This window comes from Microbispora sp. CA-135349, from assembly GCF_050947365.1.
GTDB lineage: Bacteria > Actinomycetota > Actinomycetes > Streptosporangiales > Streptosporangiaceae > Microbispora.
This window is the reverse complement of the sequence record NZ_CP192001.1, coordinates 1,156,516-1,182,609: the sequence shown is the minus strand read 5'-3', so window position 1 is coordinate 1,182,609 and position 26,094 is coordinate 1,156,516. Positions and strand designations below refer to the sequence as shown.

Annotated in this window: 27 protein-coding genes; 10 read left to right on the top strand and 17 right to left on the bottom strand. The window is 70.6% G+C overall.

Translation table 11 applies throughout. From position 1 onward, the window contains the following. Window positions 1-63: 63 nt before the first annotated feature. The 3 genes from ACQPZZ_RS05930 to ACQPZZ_RS05920 form a co-directional block, all read right to left on the bottom strand. Entirely contained in the window at window positions 64-1,305 is a 1,242-nt protein-coding gene (locus ACQPZZ_RS05930) for an ATP-binding protein (RefSeq protein WP_432929688.1), read from the bottom strand. Window positions 1,306-1,444: 139 nt separating this feature from the next. Next, complete coding sequence (locus tag ACQPZZ_RS05925) at window positions 1,445-2,455, bottom strand: PASTA domain-containing protein (RefSeq protein ID WP_432929686.1); 1,011 nt, start codon at window positions 2,453-2,455, stop codon at window positions 1,445-1,447. After that, complete coding sequence (locus ACQPZZ_RS05920) at window positions 2,452-2,952, bottom strand: SigE family RNA polymerase sigma factor (protein ID WP_363641479.1); 501 nt, start codon at window positions 2,950-2,952, stop codon at window positions 2,452-2,454. Before ACQPZZ_RS05920 ends, ACQPZZ_RS05925 begins: the two co-directional genes overlap by 4 nt. Window positions 2,953-3,026: 74 nt before the next feature. On the opposite strand from ACQPZZ_RS05920, the gene ACQPZZ_RS05915 reads away from it, so the two are divergent. Next, window positions 3,027-4,046, top strand: coding sequence for an adenosine deaminase (locus ACQPZZ_RS05915; protein ID WP_432929684.1), 1,020 nt, complete (start codon window positions 3,027-3,029; stop codon window positions 4,044-4,046). Window positions 4,047-4,189: 143 nt separating this feature from the next. On the opposite strand, the gene ACQPZZ_RS05910 is transcribed toward ACQPZZ_RS05915, so the two are convergent. Together ACQPZZ_RS05910 and ACQPZZ_RS05905 are read right to left on the bottom strand one after the other, a co-directional pair. After that, window positions 4,190-5,050 (bottom strand): hypothetical protein, encoded by an 861-nt coding sequence (locus ACQPZZ_RS05910; protein WP_432929682.1) that lies wholly within the window; start codon window positions 5,048-5,050, stop codon window positions 4,190-4,192. Next, the gene (locus tag ACQPZZ_RS05905; protein ID WP_432929680.1) at window positions 5,034-5,585 is read right to left on the bottom strand and encodes an RNA polymerase sigma factor; all 552 of its coding nucleotides are present in this window, start codon (window positions 5,583-5,585) and stop codon (window positions 5,034-5,036) included. Before ACQPZZ_RS05905 ends, ACQPZZ_RS05910 begins: the two co-directional genes overlap by 17 nt. A gap of 335 nt (window positions 5,586-5,920) precedes the next feature. Between ACQPZZ_RS05905 and ACQPZZ_RS05900 the strand changes: the two genes are divergently transcribed. The 4 genes from ACQPZZ_RS05900 to ACQPZZ_RS05885 all read left to right on the top strand — a co-directional run bounded on the left by ACQPZZ_RS05900 (window position 5,921) and on the right by ACQPZZ_RS05885 (window position 10,842). Then, the gene (locus ACQPZZ_RS05900) at window positions 5,921-6,652 is read left to right on the top strand and encodes a class I SAM-dependent methyltransferase (protein ID WP_432929678.1); all 732 of its coding nucleotides are present in this window, start codon (window positions 5,921-5,923) and stop codon (window positions 6,650-6,652) included. Window positions 6,653-6,829: 177 nt separating this feature from the next. Further along, on the top strand, window positions 6,830-7,528 hold the full coding sequence (locus tag ACQPZZ_RS05895) for a response regulator transcription factor (protein ID WP_363641489.1): 699 nt from the start codon (window positions 6,830-6,832) through the stop codon (window positions 7,526-7,528). Window positions 7,529-7,538: 10 nt separating this feature from the next. Next, the gene (locus ACQPZZ_RS05890) at window positions 7,539-8,924 is read left to right on the top strand and encodes a sensor histidine kinase (protein ID WP_432929675.1); all 1,386 of its coding nucleotides are present in this window, start codon (window positions 7,539-7,541) and stop codon (window positions 8,922-8,924) included. A 40-nt stretch (window positions 8,925-8,964) separates the two neighbouring features. Continuing rightward, window positions 8,965-10,842: an acyl-CoA dehydrogenase family protein gene (locus tag ACQPZZ_RS05885; protein ID WP_432929673.1), complete on the top strand. Its 1,878-nt coding sequence runs from the start codon at window positions 8,965-8,967 to the stop codon at window positions 10,840-10,842. Window positions 10,843-10,900: 58 nt separating this feature from the next. On the opposite strand, the gene ACQPZZ_RS05880 is transcribed toward ACQPZZ_RS05885, so the two are convergent. The 6 genes from ACQPZZ_RS05880 to ACQPZZ_RS05855 all read right to left on the bottom strand — a co-directional run bounded on the left by ACQPZZ_RS05880 (window position 10,901) and on the right by ACQPZZ_RS05855 (window position 15,490). Further along, the gene (locus ACQPZZ_RS05880) at window positions 10,901-11,062 is read right to left on the bottom strand and encodes a hypothetical protein (RefSeq protein ID WP_363641492.1); all 162 of its coding nucleotides are present in this window, start codon (window positions 11,060-11,062) and stop codon (window positions 10,901-10,903) included. Between the two features lie 551 nt (window positions 11,063-11,613). Next, the gene (locus tag ACQPZZ_RS05875; RefSeq protein ID WP_432929670.1) at window positions 11,614-11,880 is read right to left on the bottom strand and encodes a hypothetical protein; all 267 of its coding nucleotides are present in this window, start codon (window positions 11,878-11,880) and stop codon (window positions 11,614-11,616) included. 154 nt (window positions 11,881-12,034) lie between these two features. Further along, window positions 12,035-13,180, bottom strand: a complete 1,146-nt coding sequence (locus ACQPZZ_RS05870) for an acetyl-CoA C-acetyltransferase (protein WP_432929668.1) — start codon at window positions 13,178-13,180, stop codon at window positions 12,035-12,037. A 126-nt stretch (window positions 13,181-13,306) separates the two neighbouring features. Beyond that, entirely contained in the window at window positions 13,307-14,269 is a 963-nt protein-coding gene (locus ACQPZZ_RS05865; RefSeq protein WP_432929666.1) for a hypothetical protein, read from the bottom strand. 81 nt (window positions 14,270-14,350) lie between these two features. After that, window positions 14,351-15,262, bottom strand: coding sequence for a class F sortase (locus tag ACQPZZ_RS05860; protein WP_432929664.1), 912 nt, complete (start codon window positions 15,260-15,262; stop codon window positions 14,351-14,353). 12 nt (window positions 15,263-15,274) lie between these two features. Continuing rightward, the gene (locus tag ACQPZZ_RS05855) at window positions 15,275-15,490 is read right to left on the bottom strand and encodes a hypothetical protein (protein WP_363641502.1); all 216 of its coding nucleotides are present in this window, start codon (window positions 15,488-15,490) and stop codon (window positions 15,275-15,277) included. Here ACQPZZ_RS05855 and ACQPZZ_RS05850 point away from each other — a divergent pair. After that, window positions 15,462-16,040 carry a hypothetical protein gene (locus tag ACQPZZ_RS05850; RefSeq protein ID WP_432929662.1) on the top strand — a complete coding sequence of 193 codons (579 nt, stop codon included), beginning with the start codon at window positions 15,462-15,464 and terminating at the stop codon, window positions 16,038-16,040. The two genes, ACQPZZ_RS05855 and ACQPZZ_RS05850, sit on opposite strands and share 29 nt — an antisense overlap. A 320-nt stretch (window positions 16,041-16,360) precedes the next feature. On the opposite strand, the gene ACQPZZ_RS05845 is transcribed toward ACQPZZ_RS05850, so the two are convergent. Then, window positions 16,361-16,879 (bottom strand): hypothetical protein, encoded by a 519-nt coding sequence (locus ACQPZZ_RS05845; protein ID WP_432929660.1) that lies wholly within the window; start codon window positions 16,877-16,879, stop codon window positions 16,361-16,363. Between the two features lie 145 nt (window positions 16,880-17,024). On the opposite strand from ACQPZZ_RS05845, the gene ACQPZZ_RS05840 reads away from it, so the two are divergent. Together ACQPZZ_RS05840 and ACQPZZ_RS05835 are read left to right on the top strand one after the other, a co-directional pair. Further along, entirely contained in the window at window positions 17,025-17,528 is a 504-nt protein-coding gene (locus ACQPZZ_RS05840) for a hypothetical protein (protein WP_432929658.1), read from the top strand. Window positions 17,529-17,855: 327 nt separating this feature from the next. Then, entirely contained in the window at window positions 17,856-17,993 is a 138-nt protein-coding gene (locus ACQPZZ_RS05835; RefSeq protein ID WP_432929656.1) for a hypothetical protein, read from the top strand. Window positions 17,994-18,004: 11 nt separating this feature from the next. Here ACQPZZ_RS05835 and ACQPZZ_RS05830 read toward each other — a convergent pair whose 3' ends face one another. Both ACQPZZ_RS05830 and ACQPZZ_RS05825 read right to left on the bottom strand, forming a co-directional pair. Beyond that, window positions 18,005-18,904 (bottom strand): class F sortase, encoded by a 900-nt coding sequence (locus ACQPZZ_RS05830; protein ID WP_432929654.1) that lies wholly within the window; start codon window positions 18,902-18,904, stop codon window positions 18,005-18,007. 11 nt (window positions 18,905-18,915) lie between these two features. Continuing rightward, window positions 18,916-20,355, bottom strand: a complete 1,440-nt coding sequence (locus ACQPZZ_RS05825; protein ID WP_432929651.1) for a hypothetical protein — start codon at window positions 20,353-20,355, stop codon at window positions 18,916-18,918. Between the two features lie 238 nt (window positions 20,356-20,593). Between ACQPZZ_RS05825 and ACQPZZ_RS05820 the strand changes: the two genes are divergently transcribed. Beyond that, complete coding sequence (locus ACQPZZ_RS05820) at window positions 20,594-21,739, top strand: acyl-CoA dehydrogenase family protein (RefSeq protein WP_432929649.1); 1,146 nt, start codon at window positions 20,594-20,596, stop codon at window positions 21,737-21,739. A gap of 4 nt (window positions 21,740-21,743) precedes the next feature. Here ACQPZZ_RS05820 and ACQPZZ_RS05815 read toward each other — a convergent pair whose 3' ends face one another. Together ACQPZZ_RS05815 and ACQPZZ_RS05810 are read right to left on the bottom strand one after the other, a co-directional pair. After that, window positions 21,744-21,905, bottom strand: a complete 162-nt coding sequence (locus ACQPZZ_RS05815; protein WP_363641517.1) for a hypothetical protein — start codon at window positions 21,903-21,905, stop codon at window positions 21,744-21,746. Window positions 21,906-21,974: 69 nt separating this feature from the next. Beyond that, window positions 21,975-22,751, bottom strand: coding sequence for an alpha/beta fold hydrolase (locus ACQPZZ_RS05810; RefSeq protein WP_432929647.1), 777 nt, complete (start codon window positions 22,749-22,751; stop codon window positions 21,975-21,977). A 150-nt stretch (window positions 22,752-22,901) separates the two neighbouring features. On the opposite strand from ACQPZZ_RS05810, the gene ACQPZZ_RS05805 reads away from it, so the two are divergent. Next, window positions 22,902-23,792, top strand: coding sequence for a hypothetical protein (locus ACQPZZ_RS05805; protein ID WP_432929645.1), 891 nt, complete (start codon window positions 22,902-22,904; stop codon window positions 23,790-23,792). A gap of 36 nt (window positions 23,793-23,828) precedes the next feature. Here ACQPZZ_RS05805 and ACQPZZ_RS05800 read toward each other — a convergent pair whose 3' ends face one another. Then, window positions 23,829-26,057 (bottom strand): SpoIIE family protein phosphatase, encoded by a 2,229-nt coding sequence (locus ACQPZZ_RS05800; protein ID WP_432929643.1) that lies wholly within the window; start codon window positions 26,055-26,057, stop codon window positions 23,829-23,831. Between the last annotated feature and the right edge of the window lie 37 nt (window positions 26,058-26,094).

Sequence of the window (26,094 nt, the reverse complement as noted above, 5' to 3'; positions counted from 1 at the left end):
CCACACGTACGCTCGGCCGCCGCGGAAGGTTGCCCTCCGCTCATCACCGCCGGCCGTGTGCGTTCAGGACCAGAGGACGCAGATGGGAGCGGCCACGATCTTCTCGTCCATCTCGTGGACCCGCGGGCCGGTGTGCAGGACGACACCGGCGACGAAACGGTCCCCCAGCTCGTCCCGCAACCACCGGAGGTGCTTCGCGTCGTCGTGGCGTGGGGTGGCCGCGGCCTTGACCTCGATGCCGATCACTCGTCCCATGCCGAGCTCCAGGACGATGTCGACCTCGTGCCGTCCCTGGTCCTGACGCAGGTGATAGACGCGGGGCCTGCTGTCGCACACCGGTGCCTCCGCACGTAGCTGCTGGACCACGAAGGTGTCCAGCAGCCGGCCGATCAGATCGCCGTCACGGAGGACCGCCTGTCCGTCCACCCTCAGCAGGGCGGCGACCAGGGCCGGGTCGGCGAGATACCGCTTGGGCCCGCGGATCAGCCGCTTCAGCCGGTTGCTGAACCAGGCGGGCACCTTGTCCACGATGAGCAGATCACGAAGGAGGCGCTCGTACGCCTCTCCCGTGCGGGCGTTCACGCCCGCCGCGTCGTAGAGCGTCTTGTCCGTGACCACGCCCGCGGTGTTGAAAGCCAGCGCCTCCAGGTAGGCCCGGAGGCGGACGGGATCGCGCCGTCCGTCCAGGGTCTCGATGTCCCGAGTGAGGGTCTGCTCGATGTAGCTGTCCAGCCACCGCATCCTCACCGGATCGGGCATCCGCTGAGCCTCGGGAAAGCCGCTGCGCAACGCCAGGCCGATGTAGTCGGCCAGGTTCGGGGGCTGCGCCGCTACGGCGAGTTCCTCCACCCGCCCCTGAGCGAGGAGGTCGGCGAAAGGAGGTCTCCCGCTGTTGCGCGCGAGTTCCTTGACCGCCAGCCCCATCATGTCGATGCGGACGACCCGCCCCGTGCCGGGCCATGTCCGGCCCCCGAAGTCCGACCACACGGAGCCGGTGAGGATGAAGCGGCCCGGCCGGTGGTCGTCGTCCACCGCTCGCTTGACCGCCCCGAGCACTTCGGGGACGACCTGCCATTCGTCCAGCAAGACGGGCTCTTTCAGCCCACGCAGGGCGGTGTCCGGGTCTGCAAGGAAGGCGGCGTTCTCGCTGTCCCGATCGAGCCGTACCACCGTTTCCACGTGTCGTTGAGCCGTGGTGGTCTTCCCGGTGGCCCGCGGTCCGACCAACATGATCGCCGGCAGCGTCGCGAAGACGGCGTCGATGATCGGATCCACGAGTCGCGGGATGTAGGAATCGCGGCTCACGCAGGCACAGTACCAATCTCACCCAGCGAGGAGTACAAAGATTACCCAGATGCCAGTACAAAGACGACCCACTGAGCCGGGTTCGTACGGCCGGCGCCTCCGGGCCCCGCCGGGGGGCGCGGAGGCGCGGATCAGAGGGTCACTTGTCGAGGACGACTCCGGCGGCGATCTTCTTGAGCTCCCTGTCGGCGGCGGCGCCGAGCTTGGCCTCGTAGTCGGGACTCATCATGACCTCGACCCCGACGCCGGAAGCGAGGGTCCACACGATGGTCCGGGTGCCTCCGTCGTTGAGCTCGTCGGCGCCCTCCGACACGCTGACCAGGTACGCCTTCGCGCCGCCGACGCCGACCGGCTCGGCGCCCTGGGCCGCGTAGCCCCGCATCCGCTTCTCGAGCGACTTCGCGGCGTCCTTCCGGTAGACCACGATCTGGATGCTGTACATCCCGGGTTCCAGCCCGGGCTCCACCCAGCTCGTGGTGTAGCTGCTCGTACCGAACCCGTCCTTGCCGGACCACTTGCCCCATTCGAGCCCCTCGGGCAGGTAGCCGACGTGAACGCCGCCGAGCGTCCGGCCGTCCCCCAGGTCGCCGAGATCCTGGGGCGTCCGCGGGTTCTCGCTACTCGTGCTGGCGGGGGTCGGGGCGGCCTTCGCGGCGATGATGACGGTGACCGCCGCCCCGGCCGGAGCGGCCGTCCCCGGTGCCGGCGTCTGGGCGACGACCGTCCCCGCCGGGGCCTTGTCGGTGACGACCTTCGTGATCCTCACCGTGTAACCGGCCGCCTTCAGCAGCGCGTTGACATCCGCGGCCCGGAGGCCGACCACGGTGGGGACGACGTTCCCGGGCACGGCGATCGTGTCGTCGGAGCCGGGCCCGGACGCGACGGGGGCGGCCGTACCGGACGCGGCGGGGACCGCCGGACCGGTGGCGGCGCCTCCGGTGGCCGGGGTGAGGGCGGTGTCGGGCCTGGCCGTCAACGCCACGGGCACGCCCACGGCGACCGCGGCGGTCAGCACGGCCGCCCCCGCCGTACGGAACCTGACGACGTGACGGCGGTTGCGCCGCCGTACGGCCTGGCCGAGGGACGGCGAGGCGTGCGCGCCCGCGACCTCGGCCGCCATCGCGTCCTTCAGCGCCTCTTCCACGTTCATGCGGATGCTCCTTCCAAGCTCTCCATGCGCGCACGCACGCGGGCCAGGCCGCGGGCGGCCTGGCTCTTGACGGTCCCGACCGAGCAGCCCAGCAGCGCCGCGGTCTCGGCCTCGGACATGTCCTCCCAGTAGCGGAGGACCAGAACGGCCCGCATCCGGGCCGGCAGCTTCCTGAGTTCGGCGACCAGCACGTCCCGCAGGCCGAAGTCGGGCGACTCCACGGGCGTCTCCGGCGGCTGGGCGAAGGTGATCTCCTGGATCACCCTGCGCCGCCGGGCCTTGCTGATCGCGCCGTTCACCACGACCCGGCGCGCGTACGCCTCGGGGTTGTCGTGGCGGATGCGCGGCCAGTGACGGTAGACCTTCTCCAGAGCGCTCTGGACCATGTCCTCGGCGTCGGACGCCGAGGCGCCGCATACCAGGATCGCGGTACGCAGGAGGGCGGTGCTGCGCGCGGCCAGGAACTCGTCGAAGGCCGCCTCGTCTTCTTCGGTCATGAGCTCCCCTTTCGTCCCTCCCCAACGCGCCAACCCTGCATCGGGTTGAGAGCGACATGCGGCAACATATGGAGATGGCACGCCCACTCGACACGCTCCCCAAGGCACATCTGCACCTGCACTTCACCGGTTCGATGCGGCATTCGACGCTGATCGAGCTCGCCCGGGAGCAGGGCGTCCATCTTCCCGACGCGCTGGTGGAGGACTGGCCGCCGAAACTGCGGGCGACCGACGAGCGCGGATGGTTCCGGTTCCAGCGGTTGTACGACATCGCGCGGTCGGTGCTGCGCCGGCCCGAGGACGTCCGCCGGCTGCTGCGCGAGGCCGCGGAGGACGAGGCCCGGGAGGGGTCGCGCTGGCTGGAGATCCAGGTGGACCCGTCCGGGTACGCCCAGCGGTTCGGCGGGCTGACCGAGACCCTCGAACTCGTCCTCGACGCGGCGGAGGAGGCGGCCAGGGAAGCCGGGATCGGCATGGCGGTGGTCGTGGCGGCCAACCGCACGCGGCACACGCTCGACGCCAGGACGCTGGCCCGCCTGGCGTCGCGGTACGCGGGCAGGGGCGTGGTGGGCTTCGGCCTGTCCAACGACGAGCGGCGCGGCCGCGCGAGGGAGTTCGAGCACGCCTTCAGGATCGCCAGGCGCGCGGGGCTGCTCGCCGTGCCGCACGGCGGCGAGCTGCTGGGCGCGCCGAGCGTCGCGGAGTGCCTGGACGACCTGGGCGCCGACCGGATCGGCCACGGCGTGCGCGCGGCGGAGTCGCCCCGGCTGATGGAGCGGCTGGCCGACCGGCAGGTCACCTGCGAGGTGTGCCCGCTGTCCAATGTGGGCCTCGGGGTGGCCGAACGGCCCGAGGACGTGCCGCTGCGGCGGTTGTTCGACGCCGGGGTGCCGATCGCCCTCGGCGCCGACGACCCGCTGCTGTTCGGCGCCAGGCTGCTGCCGCAGTACGAACTCGCCAGAGACGTGTACGGCTTCGGCGACGCGGAGATCGCCGAACTCGCCCGGCAGTCGATCCGGTCGTCGGCGGCGCCCGACGCGGTGAAGAAGGAGTTGCTGAGCGAGGTCGACGCCTGGCTCGCCTCCCCCGAATGATCGCGCCGCCGCGCCACGGGACGAGACGTCCGCGAATCGGCTTGCCCTGCGGCTTCCCTGGCCCGCTACGCGAGCACGCCCGCCCCACCCCCCGGTTCGAAGGCCGGAGGCACTCCGGACGATCCCGGCAGCGCGGCGAGGCCTCAGCGGACCGAGAGGGCGATCCGCACGGCCTCGGCGCGGTCCGGTCCCTCCAGCCGCAGCCCGGCGAGCTTGTGCTGCCAGATGAGCGTCGGCCCTGCCACCTGCTGCTCGCGCGGCTCGCCGCCGCCCGCGGGCACGTACGACACGCCGTGCGGCCGCGGGATCCACCAGCCGGCGACGGCGCTCACCTGCTCGGGCCACGGTTGTCCGAGTTCCTTGCGCCAGACGACGCCGAGCGTCCCGTCGAACTCGTCGAGCCGGACACCCGGCCACAGCAGCGTCACCACCCGGCCGCCGTCGGCCAGCCGGACGTCGGCCGGTTCGCCGAGCGCGGACGGCACCGCGACGGGAAAGCGGGCGGTCCGCCGCGCCTCCTCCAGCGTCACCCGGCGCTCGCCCGGCAGCGGGCTCGGCACCCCCGTGGGCAGTGGCCCGGCGCCGCCGACGTGGATCTCGACGCCCGCGAAGCGCAGCACCGACGCGACCGCTGCTCGGCCCTGCGGTGTGGCCCCGAGCAGCACGGCCATCGCCACCGCCACCAGCACCGCCACCGGCGCCGCTGCGACGCGCGGCCGCCGTCCCGCGGGCCGGCGGGACCACCGCGGGACGCGCCCCGGCGAACCCTGCCGTGAGCCCTGCCGTGAGCCCTGCCGTGAGCCCTGCCGTGAACCCCGCTGACCGCCCGGCCCGCTCTCGGTGTTCCCGTCGCCGTCCCGCACCGGCTCCGCCGCGTCCTCGAGACGGGCGCGTACGGCGCGCGCCACGTCGGCGGGAGGAGGCGCGGGCACGGCCAGATCGGCACCGAGAGCCCGCAGGCGCGCCTCGATGGCCTCCGGATCGTCGTCATCCGAGGTGCTCACGGCTCACCTCCTCCCGCAGGCGCCGCAGGGCCCGGAACGTCCGCGACTTCACCGTGCCGAGCCGTACGCCGAGGACCTCGGCCGTCTCCGCCTCGGACAACTGCAGGAAATACCGGCAGATCACGGCTTCCCGGTCCCTGTCGGGCAGCGCGCGTACGGCCTCCAGCAGGCGGGTCCTGCCGTCGGCGTCCATGATCGCGTCCTGCGGGTCCCCGGGTCCCCCCGGTCCGTACGGCTCCCGCTCGCGGCCCAGCCGTACGGCGAGGTCGGAGCGGCGGCCACGCGACCGGGTGAGGTCGTGGGTCTCGTTGGCCACGATGCGCAGCAGCCAGGGGCGGAAGGACGAGCCCCGGCGGAAGCCCTTCAGATGCCGGAAGGCCTTGACGAACGCCTCCTGGACGACGTCCTCCGTCTCGTCGGCCGCCCCGAGCAGGCTCGCCGTACGGTGGGCGACCGCGCTGTAGCGGGTGACCAGCACCTCGTAGGCGTCAAGGTCACCGGCCAGGGCACGGGTCACTGCCTCGTCGTCGTCCATACAGGGGGTTTCGGGGGACGTTGAAGGGCGTTCGGGGCGTCGGCCGGAACGGCGGACGGAGGTGAAGCCTACGAGCGGACGGGCACCCCGTCCACAGTGCCCGTCACACAATGCCGTCACACAATGCCGTCAGGCAGTGCCCGTCACAGGGCGTTCATGACGCCCCTCTGAGGGCACGGTGCACCGAGGGCGCGCGGTGGAACGGCACGCCCGGAAGCCACGGCGCCAGGCGGCGCGAACCCTTCCGCAAAGCGGCCCCTGTGGCGAAGCGGACACCCGCCGGAGGGGCGGGCACTACACTTTCCACGACCGTCAGCGTGCAGATCGAGGATCCTATGTCTGGGTATGACCGAGTAGTCCAGCCGGCGGCCGGGGACGAGGCTCTGGAGAACCACCTCGGCGGCGACGAGGCCAAGAACTACCGGCAATACGAGTTCGACATGGTCGCGCCGCACGTCGGGCGGTCGCTGCTGGAGATCGGCTCGGGTCTCGGGCATTTCGCCGAGCAGTTCCTGCCGCGCCTGGACAGGCTCGTGGTGAGCGACTTCGACCCCTACTGCGTCGAGCAACTGCGCAAGAGGTTCGCCGACCGCGACGACGTGTCGGTGCTCCAGTTCGGCCTGCCGACCGAGATCCCCCTGGCCGACCCGGTCGACACCGTCGTGATGATGAACGTCCTGGAGCACATCGAGGAGGACGCCGAGGCGCTGCGGTCGCTGGCCAAGGTGACCGCTCCCGGCGGGCGGATCATCATCTGGGTGCCCGGTTACATGCAGCTCTACGGGGACTTCGACCGCAAGGTGGGGCACGTCACCCGCTACACCCCCGCCACGCTGCGCAAGACGGTCACCGACGCCGGCCTCGGCGTCCAGGTGTGCAAGCCGATCAACTTCCTCGGCGGCATCGCCTGGTGGGCGGCGGTGCGGCGAGGCGGCGTGGGCTACCCCGACCCCCGGCTCGTGAAGATCTACGATCGGACCGTCGTGCCGATGACCCGGCTCATCGAGCGGTTCGTCCGTCCGCCGTTCGGCCAGACCGTGTTCTGCGTCGCCAGGGTTCCGCGATAGTGGTCTCCCCGGCGCAACACGGCTTCCGGACAAGCAGCGTGCCGGAGTAGGAGGCCCGCGTTTCCGCGCCCGCGCGGATCGCCCGTCATCGATCGTCGGCCGCGAGGATCACGAGGTGACGGAGCCGAGGACCCGAATTGTGCGAAAAAGTCCTCCTACCTGCACAATGGGTGCCCCATGAGTGAAACCAGGATCCTCGTCGTCGAGGACGAGCCGAACATCCGGGACGTCGTGGAAGTCGCCCTCCGATTCCACGGCTTCCGGGTGACGGCCGTGGGCACGGGCGCCGCGGCGCTCGGCGAGGTCCTGAGAAACCAGCCCGATCTGGTCGTTCTCGATGTCATGCTGCCCGACATCGATGGCTTCGAGGTGTGCCGACGGATTCGCGCCGAAGGCGGGCATCCGCCCGTCATCTTCCTCACCGCCCGCGACGCGGTCGCCGACACCGTACGCGGGCTGACCCTCGGCGGGGACGACTACGTCACCAAACCCTTCTCGGTCGAGGCGCTGGTCGCGCGGATCCGCGCCGTGCTGCGCCGTACGACCGTGCCTGAGGCGGCCGAACGGGCGCACGGGCCGATCCTCCGGGTCGCCGACCTGGAGCTCGACGAGGCGCGCTGGGAAGTGCGGCGTGGCGGTGTCCCGGTAGAGCTGTCGCCGACCGAGTTCCGCCTGCTGGCCTTCCTGATGGCCAACGCCGGCCTGGTGCTCACCAAACGGCGGCTGCTCGAGGAGGTCTGGGGCTACGGCGGAAGTTCGCAGGTGCTGGAGACCTACATCTCCTACCTGCGCCGCAAGCTCGACCCGCTCGGACCGCCGCTGATCCACACGCAACGCGGCATCGGATACGCGCTGCGGCCGCCCCAGGACATGTGACGGCTTCCTGATGTCGCTCAGGACGCGTCTGCTCGCCGGGCTGCTCGGGGTGAGCGCGGTCCTGCTCGTCGTGTTCTCCCTCGTCAGCGTCGTCGTCCTGCGCGGTCACCTGCGTACGCGTCTGGAGGGGCAGGTGGTGGCGGCGACCGTCACGGCGGCACGGCGGGTGGTCGTGGGCGACCCGCTCGAGCAGGCGCTGACCGGCTCCACCTACGCGCTCGCGGTCTACAACCTCAGTGAGCAGCACGCGCATCTGGTCAGCGGCGACGCCGACGACGCCCCGGCCGTCCCCGGACTGGCCGAGGCGCTGGGCAAGGACAGGCTGCTGGCGTACGCCGCGCAGGGCCGCACCTTCGCCCTCGACCCGAGCGGCGGCCACGAACTGATCGCGGCAGCGGCGATGTCGCCGAGCGGTCTGCGGCTGATGGTCATCGCGGTGCCCCTGGACGCGGTCGACGACCCGGTGCGTCACCTGCTGATCTACGAGCTGGCGACCGGCGCGGTGCTGATGCTGGTGCTGGCCGCGGGCGGCCGGCTGCTGATCGCCGGCGGTCTGGCGCCTCTCGGCAAGATGGCGCGGACCGCGCACCTCGTGGCCGAGGGAGGCGACCTGTCGGCCCGGATGCCGGAGGGGCCGTCGGAGGTCGGCAGGCTGGGCGCAGCGGTCAACCTCATGCTCGAACGGATCGCCGACGCCTTCCGGGACCGCCAGGCGTCGGAGGACCGCGTGCGCCGGTTCGCCGCCGACGCCTCCCACGAGCTGCGCACCCCGCTGTCGACCATCTCCGGGTACGCGGAGCTGTACCGGGCCGGTGCGATCCCTCCCGAGGACCTGCCGAAGATCATGGGGAGGATCGAGGCCGAGGCCAACCGCATGGGCCGCCTGGTGGGCGAGATGCTGGAACTCGCCCGGCTCGACCGTGGCGCCGCTCTCGCGCTGAGCGAGACCGATCTGGCCGAGATGGCGCGCGAGGTGGCCGCCGACTCGGCCGCCGTCGACTCCGCGTATCCCGTGACGGTGGAGGCCCCGCCCTCCCTGGTGGCGACAGTGGACGAGGCACGTGTCCGCCAGGTGCTCGTCAACCTGCTCGGCAACGTGCGGGCGCACACTCCCGAAGGCACCAAGGCCACCGTGCGACTCCTGCCCGCTCCGGAATCGGTGACGATCGAGGTGCGCGACACCGGGCCGGGGATGAGCCCCGAGCAGGCGGAACGCGCCTTCGACCGGTTCCAGCGGGGAGAGGAGCACCTGTCCGGCGGTGCGGGGCTCGGCCTGTCGATCGTGAAGGCCATCGTGGAGGCGCACGGCGGGCGGTGCCGGATCGACTCCTCGCCCGGCGGTGGCACCGCCGTACACATCGCGCTTCCGGCGGTGCAAAAGGCTACTGGCGGGTAGTTAAGGGGCACAGCTCGTTTCACCGCCGAGGAGGTCGATGATGACGACCGATTACGCCAAGGCCAGGGAGGTGGCCGAGCAGGCACGCGAGACGGAGTGGACCCGCCCGAGCTTCGGCAGGCAGCTCTTCCTCGGGGACTTCCGGCTCGACCTCGTGCACCCCGCCCCCCGCCTGAGCGAAGAGGAGATCAAGAAGGGAGACGACTTCCTGCGTGCCCTGCGGGCGTTCCTGCAGGAGAAGGTCGATCCCGCGCTCATCGAGCGTACCGCCGTCATCCCGGACGACGTGGTCAAGGGCCTGGCGGCGATCGGCGCGTTCGGCATGACCATCGAAGAGGAGTACGGCGGGCTCGGACTGAGCCACCTGTACTACTGCCGCGCGCTGGAACTCGTGACGTCGTGTTCCCCCGCGCTCAGCGCGCTGCTGTCGGCCCATCAGTCCATCGGGGTTCCACAGCCTCTGCGGTTGTTCGGCACTCCCGAGCAGAAGCGCCGTTTCCTGCCTCGCTGCGCCCGTGGCGAGATCTCCGCGTTCCTGCTGACCGAGCCGGACGTCGGCTCCGACCCCGCACGGCTGTCGACGACCGCCGTCCGCGACGGCGACGCGTACGTGATCAATGGCGTGAAGCTGTGGACGACCAACGGAGTGGTCGCGGGCCTGCTGGTCGTGATGGCCAGGACCGGCACCAAGATCTCGGCCTTCGTGGTCGAGGCGGACTCCCCCGGCATCACGGTCGAGCACCGCAACCAGTTCATGGGCCTGCGCGGCATCGAGAACGGCGTCACCCGCTTCCACCAGGTGCGCGTGCCGGTGGAGAACCTCATCGGACGTGAGGGCCAGGGCCTGAAGATCGCGCTGACCACGCTCAACACCGGACGCCTCTCGCTGCCGGCCACCTGCGTCGGCGCGGCCAAGTGGGCGACGAAGATCGCCCGCGAGTGGGGGCGCGAGCGGGTTCAGTGGGGGCGTCCCGTCGGCCAGCACGAGGCGGTGGCCCGCAAGGTCGCATACATCGCCGCCACCACGTATGCGCTGGAGTCCGTGGTGGACCTCGCCAGCCGGATGGCCGACGACGAACGCAACGACATCCGCATCGAGGCCGCGCTGGCCAAGCTGTACGGCTCGGAGATGGCCTGGCGGGTGATGGACGAACTCGTGCAGATGAGAGGCGGGCGCGGCTACGAGACCGCCGAGTCGCTGCACGCCCGCGGCGAGCGCGGAGTGCCCGTCGAGCAGATGCTGCGCGACATGCGGATCAACCGCATCTTCGAGGGCTCGACCGAGATCATGCACCTGCTCATCGCCCGCGAAGCGGTGGACGCCCACCTGTCGGTCGCGGGCGAGCTCGTCGATCCGAAGGCCGGCCTGCGGGCCAGGGGGCGCGCGGCCACCCGGGCCGGCGCCTTCTACGCCAAGTGGCTGCCGAGCCTGGTGACCGGGCCCGGCCAGGTGCCCACGTCGTACGCCGAGTTCGGCCCGCTGGCCCAGCACCTGCGGTATGTCGAGCGGACCAGCCGCAAGCTCGCCAGGTCGACGTTCTACGGCATGTCCCGCTGGCAGGCGCGGCTGGAGCACAAGCAGGGCTTCCTGTCGCGGATCGTGGACATCGGCGCCGAACTGTTCGCCATCACCGCGGTCTGCGTGCGCGCCCAGGAGGACTCGGCCGAGTTCGGGCGCAAGCCGTACGAGCTGGCGGACACCTTCTGTCACCAGGCCCGGCAGCGGGCCGAGGCGCTGTTCGACCGGCTGTGGGACAACACCGACGCCATGGACGTACGGCTGGCCAAGCGGGTGCTCGACGGGCGGTACACGTTCCTGGAGGACGGCGTCGTCGACCCGTCGCTGGAGGGCCCGTGGATCGCCCAGCAGCGCACCGGGCCGTCGATGTTCGAGGACGTCCACCGGCGCATCGGCTGAGCGCCACACGGCCCCGTCCCCGGGCGGGGACGGGGCCGTGCCGTGAGGCCGGTCAGGCTCACACGTCGTAGCACCACATCCAGCCCTGGTCCGAGATCCAGCAGCGGTACCAGCCGTCGCCGGGCTTCTGGGCGTGCGCCGGGGCGGACAGGACGCCGAACGTGGTGACCGCGACGGCGGTGGTGGCGAGCACGGCCGCGGCGCGCTTGAGTGACTTCACTGGTATCTCCTATGCAGGGAACGTCTCTCTGACGCGTTTGAGTACACAGGAACCCACTTGTCGCAGTCTGGTGCGCCGCTTGGAAGCGGCTTGGTCGCCTCTGGCGGAGCGAAAACCCTTTGTCCCGCGATGCGGCGGCTTGTTACTGTCACCCGCATGTGGATTCTGTACGGCGACCGCTGATCAGCCTCTGAGCCGCTGATCCGCTCAGCGTTCCGGACCTGTCCATTCGACGCGGCAGCTGAGTGACGGCACCTCGGTGCCGCGTTCCCGACGTACAAGGAGATCCCATATGCCTACTCGCGCGTCCGGCAAGGGCGGCAAGCGGCAGAACCCGCGCACGCCGCAGCCCCAGCGTTCGTTCCCACCGCCGCCGCGGCAGATCCCGGCCCCGCCCATGCGGCCGGTACGGCAGCCGCGGCGGCTCCCGAGAGCCAAGTAAGCCGGCTTCGCGACAGAAAGGGCACCCCGGCACGTGCCGGGGTGCCCTTTCGGCTTCCATTCCTGCCGTCCTGTCCGTCCGGGGTGACGAGACCTGACGAGATCTCGGCTCAGACCGAAAGGAGCGCCGCCGGATCGATGGCGAGCTCGACCGGAGCGCGCACCTCCAGCAGGTTCCCGGCGAAGACACGATCGACCCGCCGGTAGACCCCGTGACCGGGCGCCAGAGTCCAGACCGTGATGTTCGGCTTGGGCTCCAGGTCCACCACCCAATATTGGGCTATCCCCGCTTTGGCGTGTTCGCTGGGCTTCTCGTACCTGCCGGTGATCGGCGACCGCGTACGGACCGTGGTGATAGGAGTGCTCTCGGTCATCATAGGCGACGCTCATCCCGCCCCCTCCACCCCGGATTTCCACGAGTCACGACTCAAGGTAACCCAGCATGCCCACAAGGGCCGGGTCTCGGGCTCGTACACAGCCGAGCAAGCAGAAGGGCACCCCGAAGCAACCGGGGTGCCCTTCACAGGAGCGTCAGAGGCGCTCGATGATCGTGACGTTGGCCTGGCCGCCGCCCTCGCACATCGTCTGCAGGCCGTACCGCCCGCCGGTGCGCTCCAGCTCGTGCAGCAGCTTGGTCATGAGGATCGCGCCGGTGCCGCCGAGCGGGTGTCCCAGCGCGATGGCGCCGCCGTTGGGGTTGGTCCGGGCCGGATCGGCCCCGATCTCCTTGAGCCAGGCGAGTGGCACCGGGGCGAAGGCCTCGTTGATCTCGACGACGTCGATGTCCTCGATCGAGAGGCCCGCTTTGTCCAGGGCCTTGCGGGTGGCCGGGATCGGCGCCGTCAGCATGTAGACGGGGTCGTCACCGACGAGCGTCAGCGTGACGATCCTGGCGCGCGGGGTCAGCCCGTGATCGCGCACCGCCTGCTCCGAGGCGATGAGCAGCGCGCCGGAGCCGTCGGAGATCTGCGAGGAGGTGGCCGCGGTGATCCGGCCGCCCTCGCGCAGGGTCTTCAGCTCGGCCATCTTCTCCAGTGTGGTGTCCGGCCGGGGACCCTCGTCGTCCTCGACGCCGTTGACCGGGGCGATCTGGTCCTTGAAGTGGCCGTTCGCGATTGCCTTGGCGGCCCGCTGGTGGCTCTCGTAGGCGAAGCGCTCCAGTTCGTCGCGCTCCAGGCCCCACTTCTCGCACATCAGCTCCGCGCCGCGGAACTGGGAGATCTCCTGCTTGCCGTACCGCTCGACCCACTTGTCGCCGAACGGGAACGGCATGCCCTTCTCCAGGGCCGCCGTGATGCTCGCCCCCATCGGGACGATGGACATCGACTCGACGCCGGCCGCCACCACCAGGTCCTGCGTGCCCGACAACACTCCCTGGGCGGCGAAGTGAATGGCCTGCTGCGACGAGCCGCACTGCCGGTCGATCGTGACTCCGGCCACGGTCTCCGGGAGGCCCGCGCTGAGCCAGGCGTTGCGCGCGATGTCCATGGACTGCGGGCCGAACTGCATGACGCAGCCCATGATCACGTCGTCCACCGCGGCGGGGTCGACGCCGGTGCGCTCCACGAGCGCGGAGAGAGTGTGGGCGGCCAGGTCGACCGGATGGACCGCGGAGAGCCCGCCCTTCTTCTTGCCGACCGGTGTGCGGACCGCCCCGACGATGTACGCCTCTGCCACAGTGCCTCCATAGAAAACCGAGCAATGTTCGGTTAGTGAGAGGTTACCTCAGAACGTTCGTCGGGGCAGGCCGCGATATGGGCGCGCTCGGGGACGCGCTTCGGGGACGTGCTTCGGGGACAGGGCTCAGGCGTAACCTCCGGGCAGCACGTCGGCGGGCTCGACGATCTGGAACCCCCGGCTGTCGGCCGCGATCCCGCGGAGCGCGTTGGCCAGCGTCACCGCGATGGCCGCCCGCCCGACGAGCTCCACCCGCGTCGCGTCCTCGGGCACCATGTCCTCGCCCGCGCCTACGCCGCCCGTGTCCCCGCCCGCGCCGACGCCGCCCATGTCCCCGCCCGCGCCGACGCCGTCCGTGACGCCGACGGCCGCGAGAAGGTCCTCCGCCGCGTGCTCGGTGCTTCCGGCGCCCTCGCCGTTCGTCTCCTCCGCATGCTCGATCGGCGAGATCCGGGCGATGGCGATCTCCGTGAGGTACGGCCAGCGGGCCTGGGCGGCGGGCGGCATGCGGTGCCCCTCCTCGACGGTGAGGACCAGCCCTTCGCCCGCGTAGACGTCGGCCACCCTGCCGCGGCGGACGGGAACGTGGACGACACCGTCGACGAGTTCCCCCTCCGGCCATCGTTCCGTGTCCACGGCCTCGACAGGACCCAGTAGTCCGCGCAGGGCCAGCAGGATCTCCTCGGGCTCCGGCACGGCCGGCAGGTAGACCAGCGGGTCTCCGCCGTCGTCCGCCGGATCGAGCGGCTCACCCTGGCAGAGCGACCAGCCGCCGAGGCGGTACGCGATGCCCTCGGCCAGGCTCTTGTCGAAGAAGTCGACCGGCAGCGGGCCCTCGGCGGCGATCCGGCAGGCCCAGAGCCTGTCCTCGCCGGGCACTCCGAGCTTGGCGAGGATGTCTCCGGTCAGTTCGATGGGCGGTTGGATGCGCGATCCGCCCGCGATGATGTCGTCGCCGTCGGTCCTCGCCTCGGGATCGGCGAGTTGTGCGACCGCCAGCAGTGTCTTCTGGTCCGGCCGGGCGGGCAGCAGCGCCGTGGGCCCTGTGCGCAGCCGACCGGGGAGCAGGACTTTCGAGAACCAGCCCACAGGCCCTCCTCATGATCGGTCGAAGAGACCATAGCCTCCACGGTCGCCGACCACGAGCCCTTCCGGCGAGGTCGCCCCGGTTCAGGACTTCGACTTCGCCAGACGCGTGCCGGTCATCGTGGCGTAGACGATGACGTTGTCGAAGTAGTGACCGGTCGAATAGTTGTATTTGCCGCCGCAGGTGATCAGCCGCAGCTCGGCGTTGTCGGCGTGCCCGTACACCCGGTTGGTGGGGAACGTCTGCTTGTCGGCCTGCTCGATCCCGCCCACGGTGAAGATGGCCACGGTCCCGTCGAGGCGGTACACCTCGATCTTGTCGCCGTACTCCAGTTCGTGCAGGCGGGCGAAGACGGCGCTGCGCGAGGTGGTGTCCTTGTGACCGAGCATGACCGCCGGGCCCGCCTCACCCGCCGTCGGGCCGCCGCGATACCAGCCGACCAGGTTCGGATTGCCGATCGGGGGCGTCTGGATCGCGCCGGCGCGGTCGAGACCGACCGACTTGATCGGGGCGTTGATGCCGAGCTTGGGAATGACCAGACGCTTGGGCGTGGACGGCTGCATCGCGGGGGCGGCCGGGATCTTCGGGACCGGCGGCGGCGCGTCGGCGACCGCCTGCGTCAGCGGCTGCCCGGCGCCACCGGGCCCCACGGTGGGGGCGAGCCCGTTCTGTGGAGCCGCGAGCTTCAGCGACTGACGGGTCGGCGCGGCGGCGTACTCGTCGGGGTTGTTCCATATGATCACGACGCCCACGACCATGATGACCAGGCCCACGACGGCGGCCGTGATCAGTAGCCGCCGGATGGCCTGCGCGCCGTCGCCGGGAGGCTTCTCCTCCGGTTCCTGCGGCGGTTGCACGGGCTGCATATGCGGCAGCATCACCGGCTGGAAGACCGGCTGGCCGTAAACCGGCTGCGGGTAGCCCTGCCCGCCGGGCCCGAGAGGCATGCCGTACGGCTGGCCCGGCGGGTACTGCCCAGGTGGCGGGGTGGTCATCGCTAGTCCTACTTACTGTCTCGCCGGGCGGCGGCGGGTCCGCAGCACGAGCCCGCCGGCCGCGGCCGCCAGCATCAGCGCGGTGCCGGTGAGGACGAAGAGGCGGGCGTCGGGGCCCGCGTCACCTCCGCCGCCGGTGGCCGCGCCACCCCCGGGGGTGTTCTCGACCTGAACGGATTTCGTCTTCTTCTTGGACGGCGTGGGCGACGCGAAGACCGTCTCGAACACCGTCCGGGTGTTGCGGGGCGTGGGCGAGACGCTCGGGGAGGCGCTGGGACTGGCACTGGGGCTGGCGCTCGGGGACGCGGACGGGGAGGCCGAGGGACTCGCCACCGGAATCGTCGCCACCGCGGGCGCCGTGTTGGCACCCGTCGTGGCGATCGCACAGGTGTACAGCGTGGTGGGCGTCGTGGTGGTGTTCGTGCCCGTGCCGGCGGGCGCGATCATGTTGATCTTGAAGTCCTTCGCCGTCAACACCACCGAGGTGGCCCCGGACGACGGTGTGACGGTCAGCGTCGCCGTGGGGAGCGGCGGCATCGTCGCTTGGGCCGCGACGGCCGAGGTCAACGCCGCGCCTCTCGGCGAGGGCGTGGAGACTCCCGCGGTCGCGGTGGCCGGCAGCACCGAGGCCGCCACGCTGGGCTGCAACTCGATCGACGCGCCGTTCGCGATCGCCACCGGAGCGGGGAACGCCGACGTGGTGACCGGCGTGAAGCTCAAGGTCGCGGTGTACACGGTGCCGGTCCCGGTCGAGGTGAGCGACACGGTGAAGTCGTGATTGACGGCGGTGCCGCCCGTCGTCGACGGTGTGCAGGTGTATGTCACGGTCTTCGTGTCGGCATGCGCGCCGAGCGCGCCCAGGCCCAGGAGAAGGCCCGCGCTGACCACTCCGGCCGCGGCGGCCCTTCCGGCGACACGGCCCCGCGCCTTTGACTTCAGCACTGACTTCTCTCCACTTCGATACTCGCAGTCAACAGGCGTACCAGCTTGCCAGCATACGGTCACGCTCAGGTAGAGATTTTATGGACAAAAACCCCAAGACCGCCTCCGCTTCTCAAAACTCTCCCACGTTTCCGCAACGTCCGCACCGCCCGGACGCTAGCGCCTGCCGTAGGAGCCGGGGTTCGGGCCGAAACGCCGCAGCAGCAGTCCGCCGGCCGCCGCCGCGGCCATCAGCGCCAGGCCGGTGAGCACGACGAGGCGGGCGTCCGGGCCCGCGTCGCCCCCGGCTCCGGTCTGCGCGCCACCGAGCGGCGTCGTCTTGACCTGCTTGGTCGCCGTACGGGAGACCGTGGTCGTCGCGGTGGTGGACACGGTGGTGGTCGCCGTGGCGGTGGCGGCGGCTGAGGCGGTGACCGTGGCCGTGGTGGTCGTCGTGACCGTGGCGGCCGGAGACGCCGTCGCGTCGGGAGTGGGCGACGGACTCGCGCCTCCGTCGTCGTCCGAGGGAGTCGTGCCCGACGAATCGGATGTGGAAACGGTGAAGGCGAGCGACGCCCGGGGCGCGGAGTCCGGCAGTGTGCACGTATAGAGCGCCTCGCCCGTACCGGTGGTGTCCCCGGCCGGCCGCAGCCTCAGCGTGAAGTTTCCGGCCGCGACCCCCACCGTGCCCTGCACCGTCGGAGTCAGCGTGACGAGCAGTTCCGGGATCGGCGACAGCGTGGCCGACGGCGAGAGGGACGACGGGACCGCCGTGGAGGCGGTTGGGCTCAGCGTGATCGCCGAAGGGGTCTCCTCCTGAGCGCCGGTCGTCGTGTCGTCCGTGGACGAGCCCGTCTCGCCGGTCGAGGGCGTCGGGCTCGGAGACGGTGACGCGCTCGGAGACGGTGACGCGCTGGGAGACGGCGAGGCGCTCGGGGACGGCGAGGGGGAGGTGTCCGCGACCGCCGGAGAATCCGTCTCTCCGGCCGATTCCCCCTCATCGGGGGACGGCGACGCCGAAGGGGAGGGCGTGGGCGAGACGGACGGCGACGCGGAGGGGGACGGCGTGGGCGAGACGGACGGCGACGCCGAGGGGGACGGCGTGGGGGTCGGCGTGGGGGTCGGCGATTCGCTGGGAGTGGCGGACTCGCTCACGACGGGAGCACCGCTCGCCTCCATCAGGCCCTCGGCGACCAGGACGTCGTTCGCCGCGATGCCCGTGGCCGGCACCACCATGGAGCTCTGGTCCGGTGACGGCGAGGCGGGGGCGAGCTGCCAGGTGACGACCGCCGGGCTGTTCACCACCGGGTTGTCCGGCGCGACCAGAGTCACGCTCACGGGGTAGGTCGCGGCGCTTCCGCCCGCCGGAACGCAGGAATACGGCACGGTCGTGGTCTGACTCGCCGCAAGCACCGGCCAGGTCATCAGGGCCAGTGCGACCGTCGCTCCCGCTGCCGACCGGGCCGCGATGCGACGCCGGGCACTTCTGCGCCGGGCGCTGGGGTCGGGCACGACGTCTCTCCTGCCACCACAGTCCGTACACGTGGACCAACAGTCTCCCAGGAGTTGACCACGGGCATAACCAGTGGGGCCTAATGTCAGGAAATTCTCAGGGAACCTTCATCGCCCTCTCACAGTGGGGAGAGCGGAGGCGGAAAAGCGACGACCGCTCGTGGCGCTCGTGGCCATGGCGGTGATGGCGGGCACGTTGCCGGTGCAGCGCGTGGCCCGGACGGCCGTACGGCGCAAGCCGCACGATCCGCCCGAGCGCGAGGCGCAGAAGGGCGAAGAGGTGATCAGCGTGAACTGACCACCTCCCGATCACTTGCCCTTGGTCTCCGTCAGGGTCGCGTAGACGATGATGTTGTCGGTGTAGTGGTGCTGCTTGGCGTTGTAGACCCCGCCGCAGGTGATCAGGCGCAGCGAGGACGTGATCGTGTTGCCGTAGACCCGCTTCGTCGGGAACGTCGACTTGCTGACCTGCTCGATTCCGTCCACCGTGAAGATCGCCATCTTGCCGTCCGCGCGCAGGACGGCGATCTTGTTGCCGCGCTTGAGCTCACGCAGCCGGCTGAAGACGGCGGCGCCCTTGCGGGTGTTCACGTGCCCGAGGATGATCGACGGCCCCTGGTCGCCGGGGGCCGGCCCGAGGCGGTACCAGCCGGTGAGGTTCGGCTTGCTCAGCGGAGGCGTCTGGATCTCGCCGGACTTCGCCACGCCGACCGAGCCCACGACGGCCTTCACGCCGATCGCCGGGATGCTGATCTTGAGGGGCCTGCCGGTGACCTTCTTGGTCGTCGTCTTCTTCGCGGCGGACGACGAGGACGACAGCGGCGTCGAGGACGACGAGGCCGCGCTCGTGAGGGTCAGCGGGGCGATCGGCTGCAGCGCGGGCAGCGGCGGCGGCGCGGTCGGGTCCGCGGCCGTGAGCGGCACGCCAGGTCCGCCCGGGCCCACGGTCGGCGGCAGGAAGGCCACGTTGCCCGCGTCCTGGACGTTCACCTGTGTGCCCGCGGCCAGCCCGGTCTCCTGCGAGTCCGAGGGGCTCAGCACGGCGAGCATCCCGGCCATGACGGCCGCGATGCCGCCGAACGACCCGGCCACGAGCAGGGTCGCGAGAACCGGCTGCGGCAGCGGCTTGCGCGTCTTCTTGGCGTCGTTCTCGACGTCGTTCGCGGTGCCGCCCTGTTCCGGAGCCCCGCCGTTGGGAGTGTCGTTCATCGTCATCCTCCTCAGCCCCGCTCGCCCGAGTGCGCCGCCCTGCGCCGGAGCAGTGCCACCCCACTGAGCATGCCGATCAACAACAGCGCACCACCCGAGCCGATCAGCAGCATGCCCGAAGAGGACATGCGCTCCGGAGCCTCACCGGTCTGCGCGCCGCCTTGCGGAGTGACCGCCACCTGGGCCACGGACGGAGTCGCGGTCAGTGTCACCGTCTTCGTCGCCGTCGGAGACGGGCTGCCCTGCGTGACCACCGCCGTCACGACGTAGTTCTGTGTCGCCGCCGCAGCCGGTGACGGGCTGGCCGAGGGAGACACCGAGGGGGAGGTCGACGGTGAAGGCGACGGCGAGGGCGACTCGTCACCCGGGTTCCCACCGGACGGACTGACCGAAGCACTGGCGGAAGGGCTGGCCGACGGGCTCACCGGAGGCGACGCGTCCGGCGAGCTGTCCGGCGACGGGCTGGTCGGCGGGGGGTTGTCGTCACCGCCGCCGATCTTCACCTGCACGGCGACCGGCGCGCTGACGATCTCGCAGGTCGCGCGGTACTCCTGCGGCGGGTTGGCCAGCTCCCGCGTGATCACACGGAAGGCGTCGAGCTGGCCCCACTTGCCGTCCTCGACATTCTTGATGGTGATCGTGTGTTCGCCGAACTTCAGGCCGCGGAACCTCCACAGGGTCTGCCCACCCTTGTTGGCGTCGTTGACCACCGTGCCGTCGTCGTTCTTCGAAGGGTCGATTCGCGGCGGAGTGCCGGGCTGACCGTCGACGGCGATGTCGATCTCTCCGGCGCGCTGGTCCTTCTGGGCGATGTAGTCGATCCCGGTGCCCGTGAAGGTCAGCGATGCCCAGGCGTCTTTGGCCGTGGTCCTGTGCAGGTCGAGGTGGTAGTCCTTGTTCTGGCTCGGCTGATCGTTGAGATCTTCCCAGCCAGGGCCATAAGTGATCGCCAAGTCGTCGTCGTTGACCATGACCTCGGAGGCGGGAGGACGGAAGTCGATGAACAACCTGCCGGGCTTGACCGTGAGAGTGCCCTCCCGGTCCGTGTAGGCGAAGTCCGCGATGCCGTCAGGCAGCTTGAGCGGAGTGCCCTTGATCATGGCGCCCGGCTGGTCCACGGATCCCTTCGGCTGCAGCTGCCCGATCCAGGCACCGCTGAGGTTGACCCGCCCGGTCACCTCGATGCGGCCGCCGTCGGGCAGCCGCGCGGGCGCTCCCAACCGCGTCGCGTCCTTGTAGTTCAGCTTCCACTCGACGTTGAGGGGATCGCCGACGTTCAACGTGGTGGGGACGGTGAGCTTCGTCCGGAGATTCACAGTCTTCGAGCCGGACTCGGCCACGCCCTGTGTACAGGCGTAATCCACGACGAGATCTGCGGTAGCGGCACTCGCCGTCGACGACGACGTGACGACCGTCGCCGTACCTGCCAGGCCGAGGGCCAGGGCGGCCATGGCCCTAGGAAGACCAGCTCTCCACCGATTCACCGCACACTCCGATCACAGGTCCGCCCCAGCGGGCCTATAGCAAACCGAAGGTAGATCTTAGGGGGTACGGAAGCGGTCAAAGGGGCCGTTATCGCAATGGTTTCGGAGTTGTGACACTCCGTACAGGTTGCAGCCGATCGACCCGAGGAGCACCAGAATCGTATTCTGGTGCCGCCAACAGACCCTGAGCCGGAAGGCGTACCCGATGCGGCGAGACCTCTTCGACGAGGAGCACGACCTCTTCCGCGAGACCGTCCGTGAGTTCATAGCCCGCGAGGTCGTCCCCCACCACGCACAGTGGGAGAAGGACGGCATCGTCCCCCGCGAGGTGTGGAAGAAGGCGGGCGAGCTGGGCATGTTCGGTTTCTCCGTACCCGAGGAGTACGGCGGCTCCGGGATCACCGACTTCCGCTACAACATGGTGATCGTCGAGGAGGTCGTCCGCGCCGGCGCGACCGGCCTGGGGTTCGGCCTGCACAACGACATCATGGCGCCCTACCTGGTCGACCTCACCGACGACGAACAGAAGCAGCGCTGGCTGCCCGGCTTCGCGTCCGGCGAGCTGATCACGGCCATCGGCATGACCGAGCCGGGGGCCGGCAGCGATCTGCAGGGCATCCGCACCATCGCCGTCCGCGAGGGCGACCACTATGTGGTGAACGGGCAGAAGACCTTCATCACCAACGGCATCAACTCCGACCTCGTCGTGGTCGTGACCAAGACCGACCCTTCCGCGGGTGCGCGCGGCACCTCGCTGCTGGTGGTGGAGCGCGGCATGGAGGGCTTCACCCGCGGCCGCAACCTGGAGAAGGTCGGCATGCACGCGCAGGACACCGCCGAGCTGTTCTTCGAGAACGTCCGGGTGCCGGTGGCCAACCTCCTGGGCGGCGAGGAAGGACAGGGCTTCTTCCAGCTCATGAACAACCTGCCGCAGGAACGGCTGTCGATCGCGGTGGCGGCCGTGGCCGCGGCGGAGACGGTGCTGGAGCAGACGATCGAGTACTGCCGCAACCGTACGGCCTTCGGCCGGAGCATCGGCAAGTTCCAGAACACCCGGTTCCTGCTGGCCGAACTGGCCACGGAGGTGGAGATCGCCCGCCACTACGTGGACAAGTGCGCACGGGCGCTCAACGCCAAGGAGCTGACGGCGGTGGACGCGGCCAAGGCCAAGTGGTGGACGACCGAGCTGCAGAACAAAGTCGTCGACCGGTGCGTCCAGCTCCACGGCGGCTACGGCTACATGCTGGAGTATCCGGTGGCCAAGGCCTGGCTCGACAGCCGCGTGCAGACGATCTACGGCGGCACCACGGAGATCATGAAGGAGATCATCGGCCGGTCCTTCGGCTTCTGATGCCTCAGTGGTGCTGCTGTCCCCAGATCAGCAGCATGGCCACCACGAACACGATCACCACGCCCCCGTAGGCCATCGGGCTCAGCCGGAAGAACCGGCGCACCTTGTTCAGCAGCCACGCGAACAGGAACGCCAGGAAGACCAGAAGGATGAGTCCGGTGTCCACACTGATCAGTATGCGTGGGTATCCCCGCCTCCGCGTGCCCGTCGGCGCAATCGGTCCCGCTGCCGGGGACTACGGGGCATCACCGCTGCGTTCGAGAATCACCCGCGCGACCAGCTCCGGGTCGTCGCTCATCGGCACGTGACCACAGCCCCGCAGCAGCAACGTCCGTTGCCCCGCCCACCGCGCCGCCCGTACGGCCTGGCGGCGCGGCAGCAGCCGGTCGCGCTCGCCCCAGGCGATCGTGACCGGCACCTTGGGCGGCGCGGGCGGCGCGACCCACGCCAGCGAGTCCAGCGTCTCCTCGAACCCCACGCAGTCACGCAGCGCCGTGACCGCCACGCGCACGGCCTCGCCGGAAAGCCGCTGCGGACGGGCCACGATCAGGCCCGCCGCCAGGGCCTTCCCCTCGTCCGTACCGGCCGCGAGCGTGGGCAGCCCGTCCGCCCGCACCGCCAGCCGCATCAGCCGCAGCACGGCCCGCGCGTACGCGTATTCCGCCCGCGACCAGAACCCGGCGGGGGACAACGCGACGGCCGTGCGGACGTCGGCGGCGGACGCGAGGTCGAGCGCGATGTATCCGCCCAGCGAGTTGCCCGCGATGTGTGGCCGGCTCAGGCCGAGCCCGGTCCAGAACTCCCGCACCGCCCGCCCCAGCGTCTCCACGTTGTACGGCGTGCCGTACGGCAGCGGCGGGGACTCTCCGAAGCCGGGCAGGTCCACCGCGATGACGTCGTGCCGCTCGGCGAGCAGGTCGAGGACCGGCAGCCAGCCGTGCCGGTGGTGACCGATGCCGTGGAGGAGGACCAGCGGCGGCCCGCTGCCGCGGCGGTCGTGGGCGAGCTCCATGTGTCCGAGTCAAGCACCGGGGACGGCCGGAAAGAAGCGCGCAGCGCGTCGCGTCCGCCCCCGTCCGTTGAGGCGGATTCGGTGCATGCTCGTCCGCGCGGGCTGCAATCATGTTCCGTCGCATTGGTTGAAGACGAAATGAACCGATAAATGACTATCGTCACGCCGGAGGAACACACCGGCCTCGCCGACCCGCCGGAGCCGGACGCGAGAGCCGGCGTCATCGACTTGCTGGAACGTAGCGGATCAGTCGTGGTGCCCATCGGCATCGCCCTCTACGCGCTGCTCTATCTCGGCATCCAGCAGGTGTACGGCATCTTCAACATCAGCCCCGAGCAGGCGGGCATCGACCAGGCCACCATGTTCGGCCGCCTGGTGGGGACGCTGATCCTGCTCATCATCGGCGGCGCGCTGCTCGCGGGCGTCGTCGTGGCGGTCGTCTGGCTGCTCGACAAGGCCACCCTCGGCCACCTGTTCCGTCTGGCCCAGGCCGTACGCGTGCGCCCGTGGGCCGCCGCGACCGCCGGCGCGCTGTGGTGCGGGGCGAGCTACTGGGGCTTCCTCGGCTATCTCGGGCTGGGCGAGGGCGCGTCGCTGGCCGGCATCGTGATCACCGCGGCGGTGATCGGCGCCCTGGCCTTCCTCGTGCCGTTCCGGCTGCTGCGGCGGCGTCCGGCCGGTCGCGCGGGCATGAAGATCGTGGTGGCCGCGTTCACCGGCATCGGGCTGGGCTTCGCACTGATGGGACAGATGGAGAGCGACGCGCTCGCCGTCGCCGAGAAGGGCAGGCCCGCCAGCATGCTCCTGTCGATGGTGGGTTTCCAGGACCAGTGGGTGGTGCTCAACGACCGCGAAAGCGGCAAGGTGCTGCGCGGCGGAGTGGAGGTGCTGCTGCTCGGCGAACGCGAGGGCGCGTACGCGGTGTACGACTGCGCGCACCAGGAGACCTTCCGCATCTCCATCGACGCGACCGTGCTGCGGCAGGTGACGCTCGAGCCCGAACGCCCGGCCGGATACAGCTGCATCAAGCAGAAGAACTGACCGTGACGCGCCCCGCATCCGGGGACGCGTCACGGCCTAACGACCGCCGGTGGGGATCTCGAACCAGACCGCTTTGCCCTCGCGGGTCGGGCGGGAGCCCCAGCGTCGCGCGAGCTGGTCGACGAGGTAGAGGCCACGGCCGCCCTCGTCGTTCTCCCCCGCACTGCGGATGCGGGGCAGGCGCAGATCCTGGTCGAAGACCTCGACCCAGACGGACTCCGCGCCCCTGCGCAGTCGCAGGGTGAACTCCTTGTCGCCCGCGATCTCCTCTTCGAAGCCCGGCACGTCCCACGACTCGTCGAACGGCAGCGGCGGCCCGTCGAGCACCAGCTCGCGACGCGGCACGCTGGCGCTGGCGGCGTGCAGGACCACGTTGGTCACGACCTCGGAGACGAGCAGGCAGGCCAGCTCCGCGCGTTCCTCGGGCACCTGCCATCCGGCGAACGCCTCGGACGCCATCCGCCGCGCCTCGCTCACCATGATCGGCTGAGCCGGGAACGTCCGTTCCTGGGACTGCAGCTCCGCACCGGCCGAGCGGACGACGAGAATGGCCATGTCGTCGTCGATCTCGCCGGGGACGGCCACCGTGGCCAGGTCGGCGATGCGCTCGACGGACTCCCCCGACGCCTTGGCCAGCTTCTCCCGCAGAATGTCCAGCGCCTCGTCGTCGTCCGGGACGCCCGTGGCGGAGTCGCGCGGCGGCCTGCGGTCGATCAGGCCGTCGGTGTAGAGAAGCAGGGTCGCGCCGGGCGGCAGCACCCTCGTCTCCTCCTTGTAGACCAGGTCGGCGTGCATGCCCTTGGCCCGCACCCCCAGCGGCTGGCCGACCTCGGTGATGTCCAGGTCCCTGGCCTCGCCGTCCACGATCATCAGCGGCGGCGCGTGCCCGGCGTTGGCGAACGACAGCTGCCTCGACCACGCGTCGTACACCATGTATTGGCAGGTGACGATCGGCGGGTTGGTGATGTCGGCGCCGAAGTCGTCGTGCTCGGGCGCGGCGACGATCCTGGTCCACTCGTCCAGGCGGGCGAGGATGTCGGCGGGCGGTTTGTCGTCCTGGGCGAAGGCCCGCAACGCGGCTCTGAGCTGCCCCATGACCGCCGCCGCCTTGGCCCCCCGGCCCTCGACGTCGCCGATCACGATGCCGACGCGCCCGGCCGACAGCGGGATCACGTCGTACCAGTCGCCGCCCACCTGGGTCTGGATGCCCTGGCCGTGGGAGGCCAGCGGGGCGGCCGGGTAGTAGCGGACGGCGATCTCCAGGCCGTCGAGCGTGGGCAGCGGCTGCCGCGGGAGCAGGTGCTTCTGGAACGACTCGGCGGTGTGCCGCTCCTCCTCGAACAGCAGCGCGTTGTCGACGGCGAGCGCGACGCGGGTCGCGATGGCGCCGACGAAGTCGCGGTCGAAGGTGTCGTAGTGGGGCGAGCGCCGGTTCGTCAGGTTCGACAGGCCGAGGTACATCAGGCCGAGCGTCTCGCCACGCACGCACAGCGGGGCGACGATGGCCGAGGTCATGCCGATCTCGCCGCACAGCCGGGCCGCGCCCTCGCTCGTCGCCGGGTAGCTGACCTGCGAGAAGTCCTCGATGAGGATCGTCTCCTGGCGGCGCAGGGCGGTCTCGGCGTAGTGCCCGAGGGGGTATCTGATCTCCGCGCCGACCGGCCGCCACGTGTCCGGCGGCGGCGTCCAGCCGTTCACGTGCGTGGAGACCTTGCGCACCAGGCGGTCGCCCTCGTTCAGTTCGATGAAGCAGTGGTCGGCGAACTGCGGTACGAGCATCTCCGCGACCCGGTTGAGCGTCTCCTCGACGTACAGGGAGCCGGCGAGCCGCTCGCCGATCCGCTCGAGCAGGCCGAAGCGGTCCTTCTCACGCTCGTTGCTGCGCATCGCCTCGCGTGCGGTGATCACGATGCCGCTCACGGAGCCGGAAGGGTGCCGCAGCGGCACGGCCTGCGCGCGCACGTAGATCGTCGTGCCGTCGCCGCGGACCACGTCGAACGTGCCCTCCCACACGCCACCGCGCAGCACGTGCTTGGCCAGCTCGGCCGTGAGCGGGTGGTCCTTCTCCGAGATCCCGAGGGTGTGCAGCGACTCCTTGCCCGGAGACGTCCCGACGCGGCCGAACAACTGCTCCGCGAAGGGGTTCCAGTACAGGACGTTGCTGAAGCGATCGGTCACGACCACGGCCATCTCCGCGTGGTCGAGCACGGAACCGGCGGAGAGATGGTCGTCGGCGTCCTGTGACAGATCTCCCCATCGCCTCATGCCACGACCGTCCCTTGACGAGGTGGGTTCGCTATGC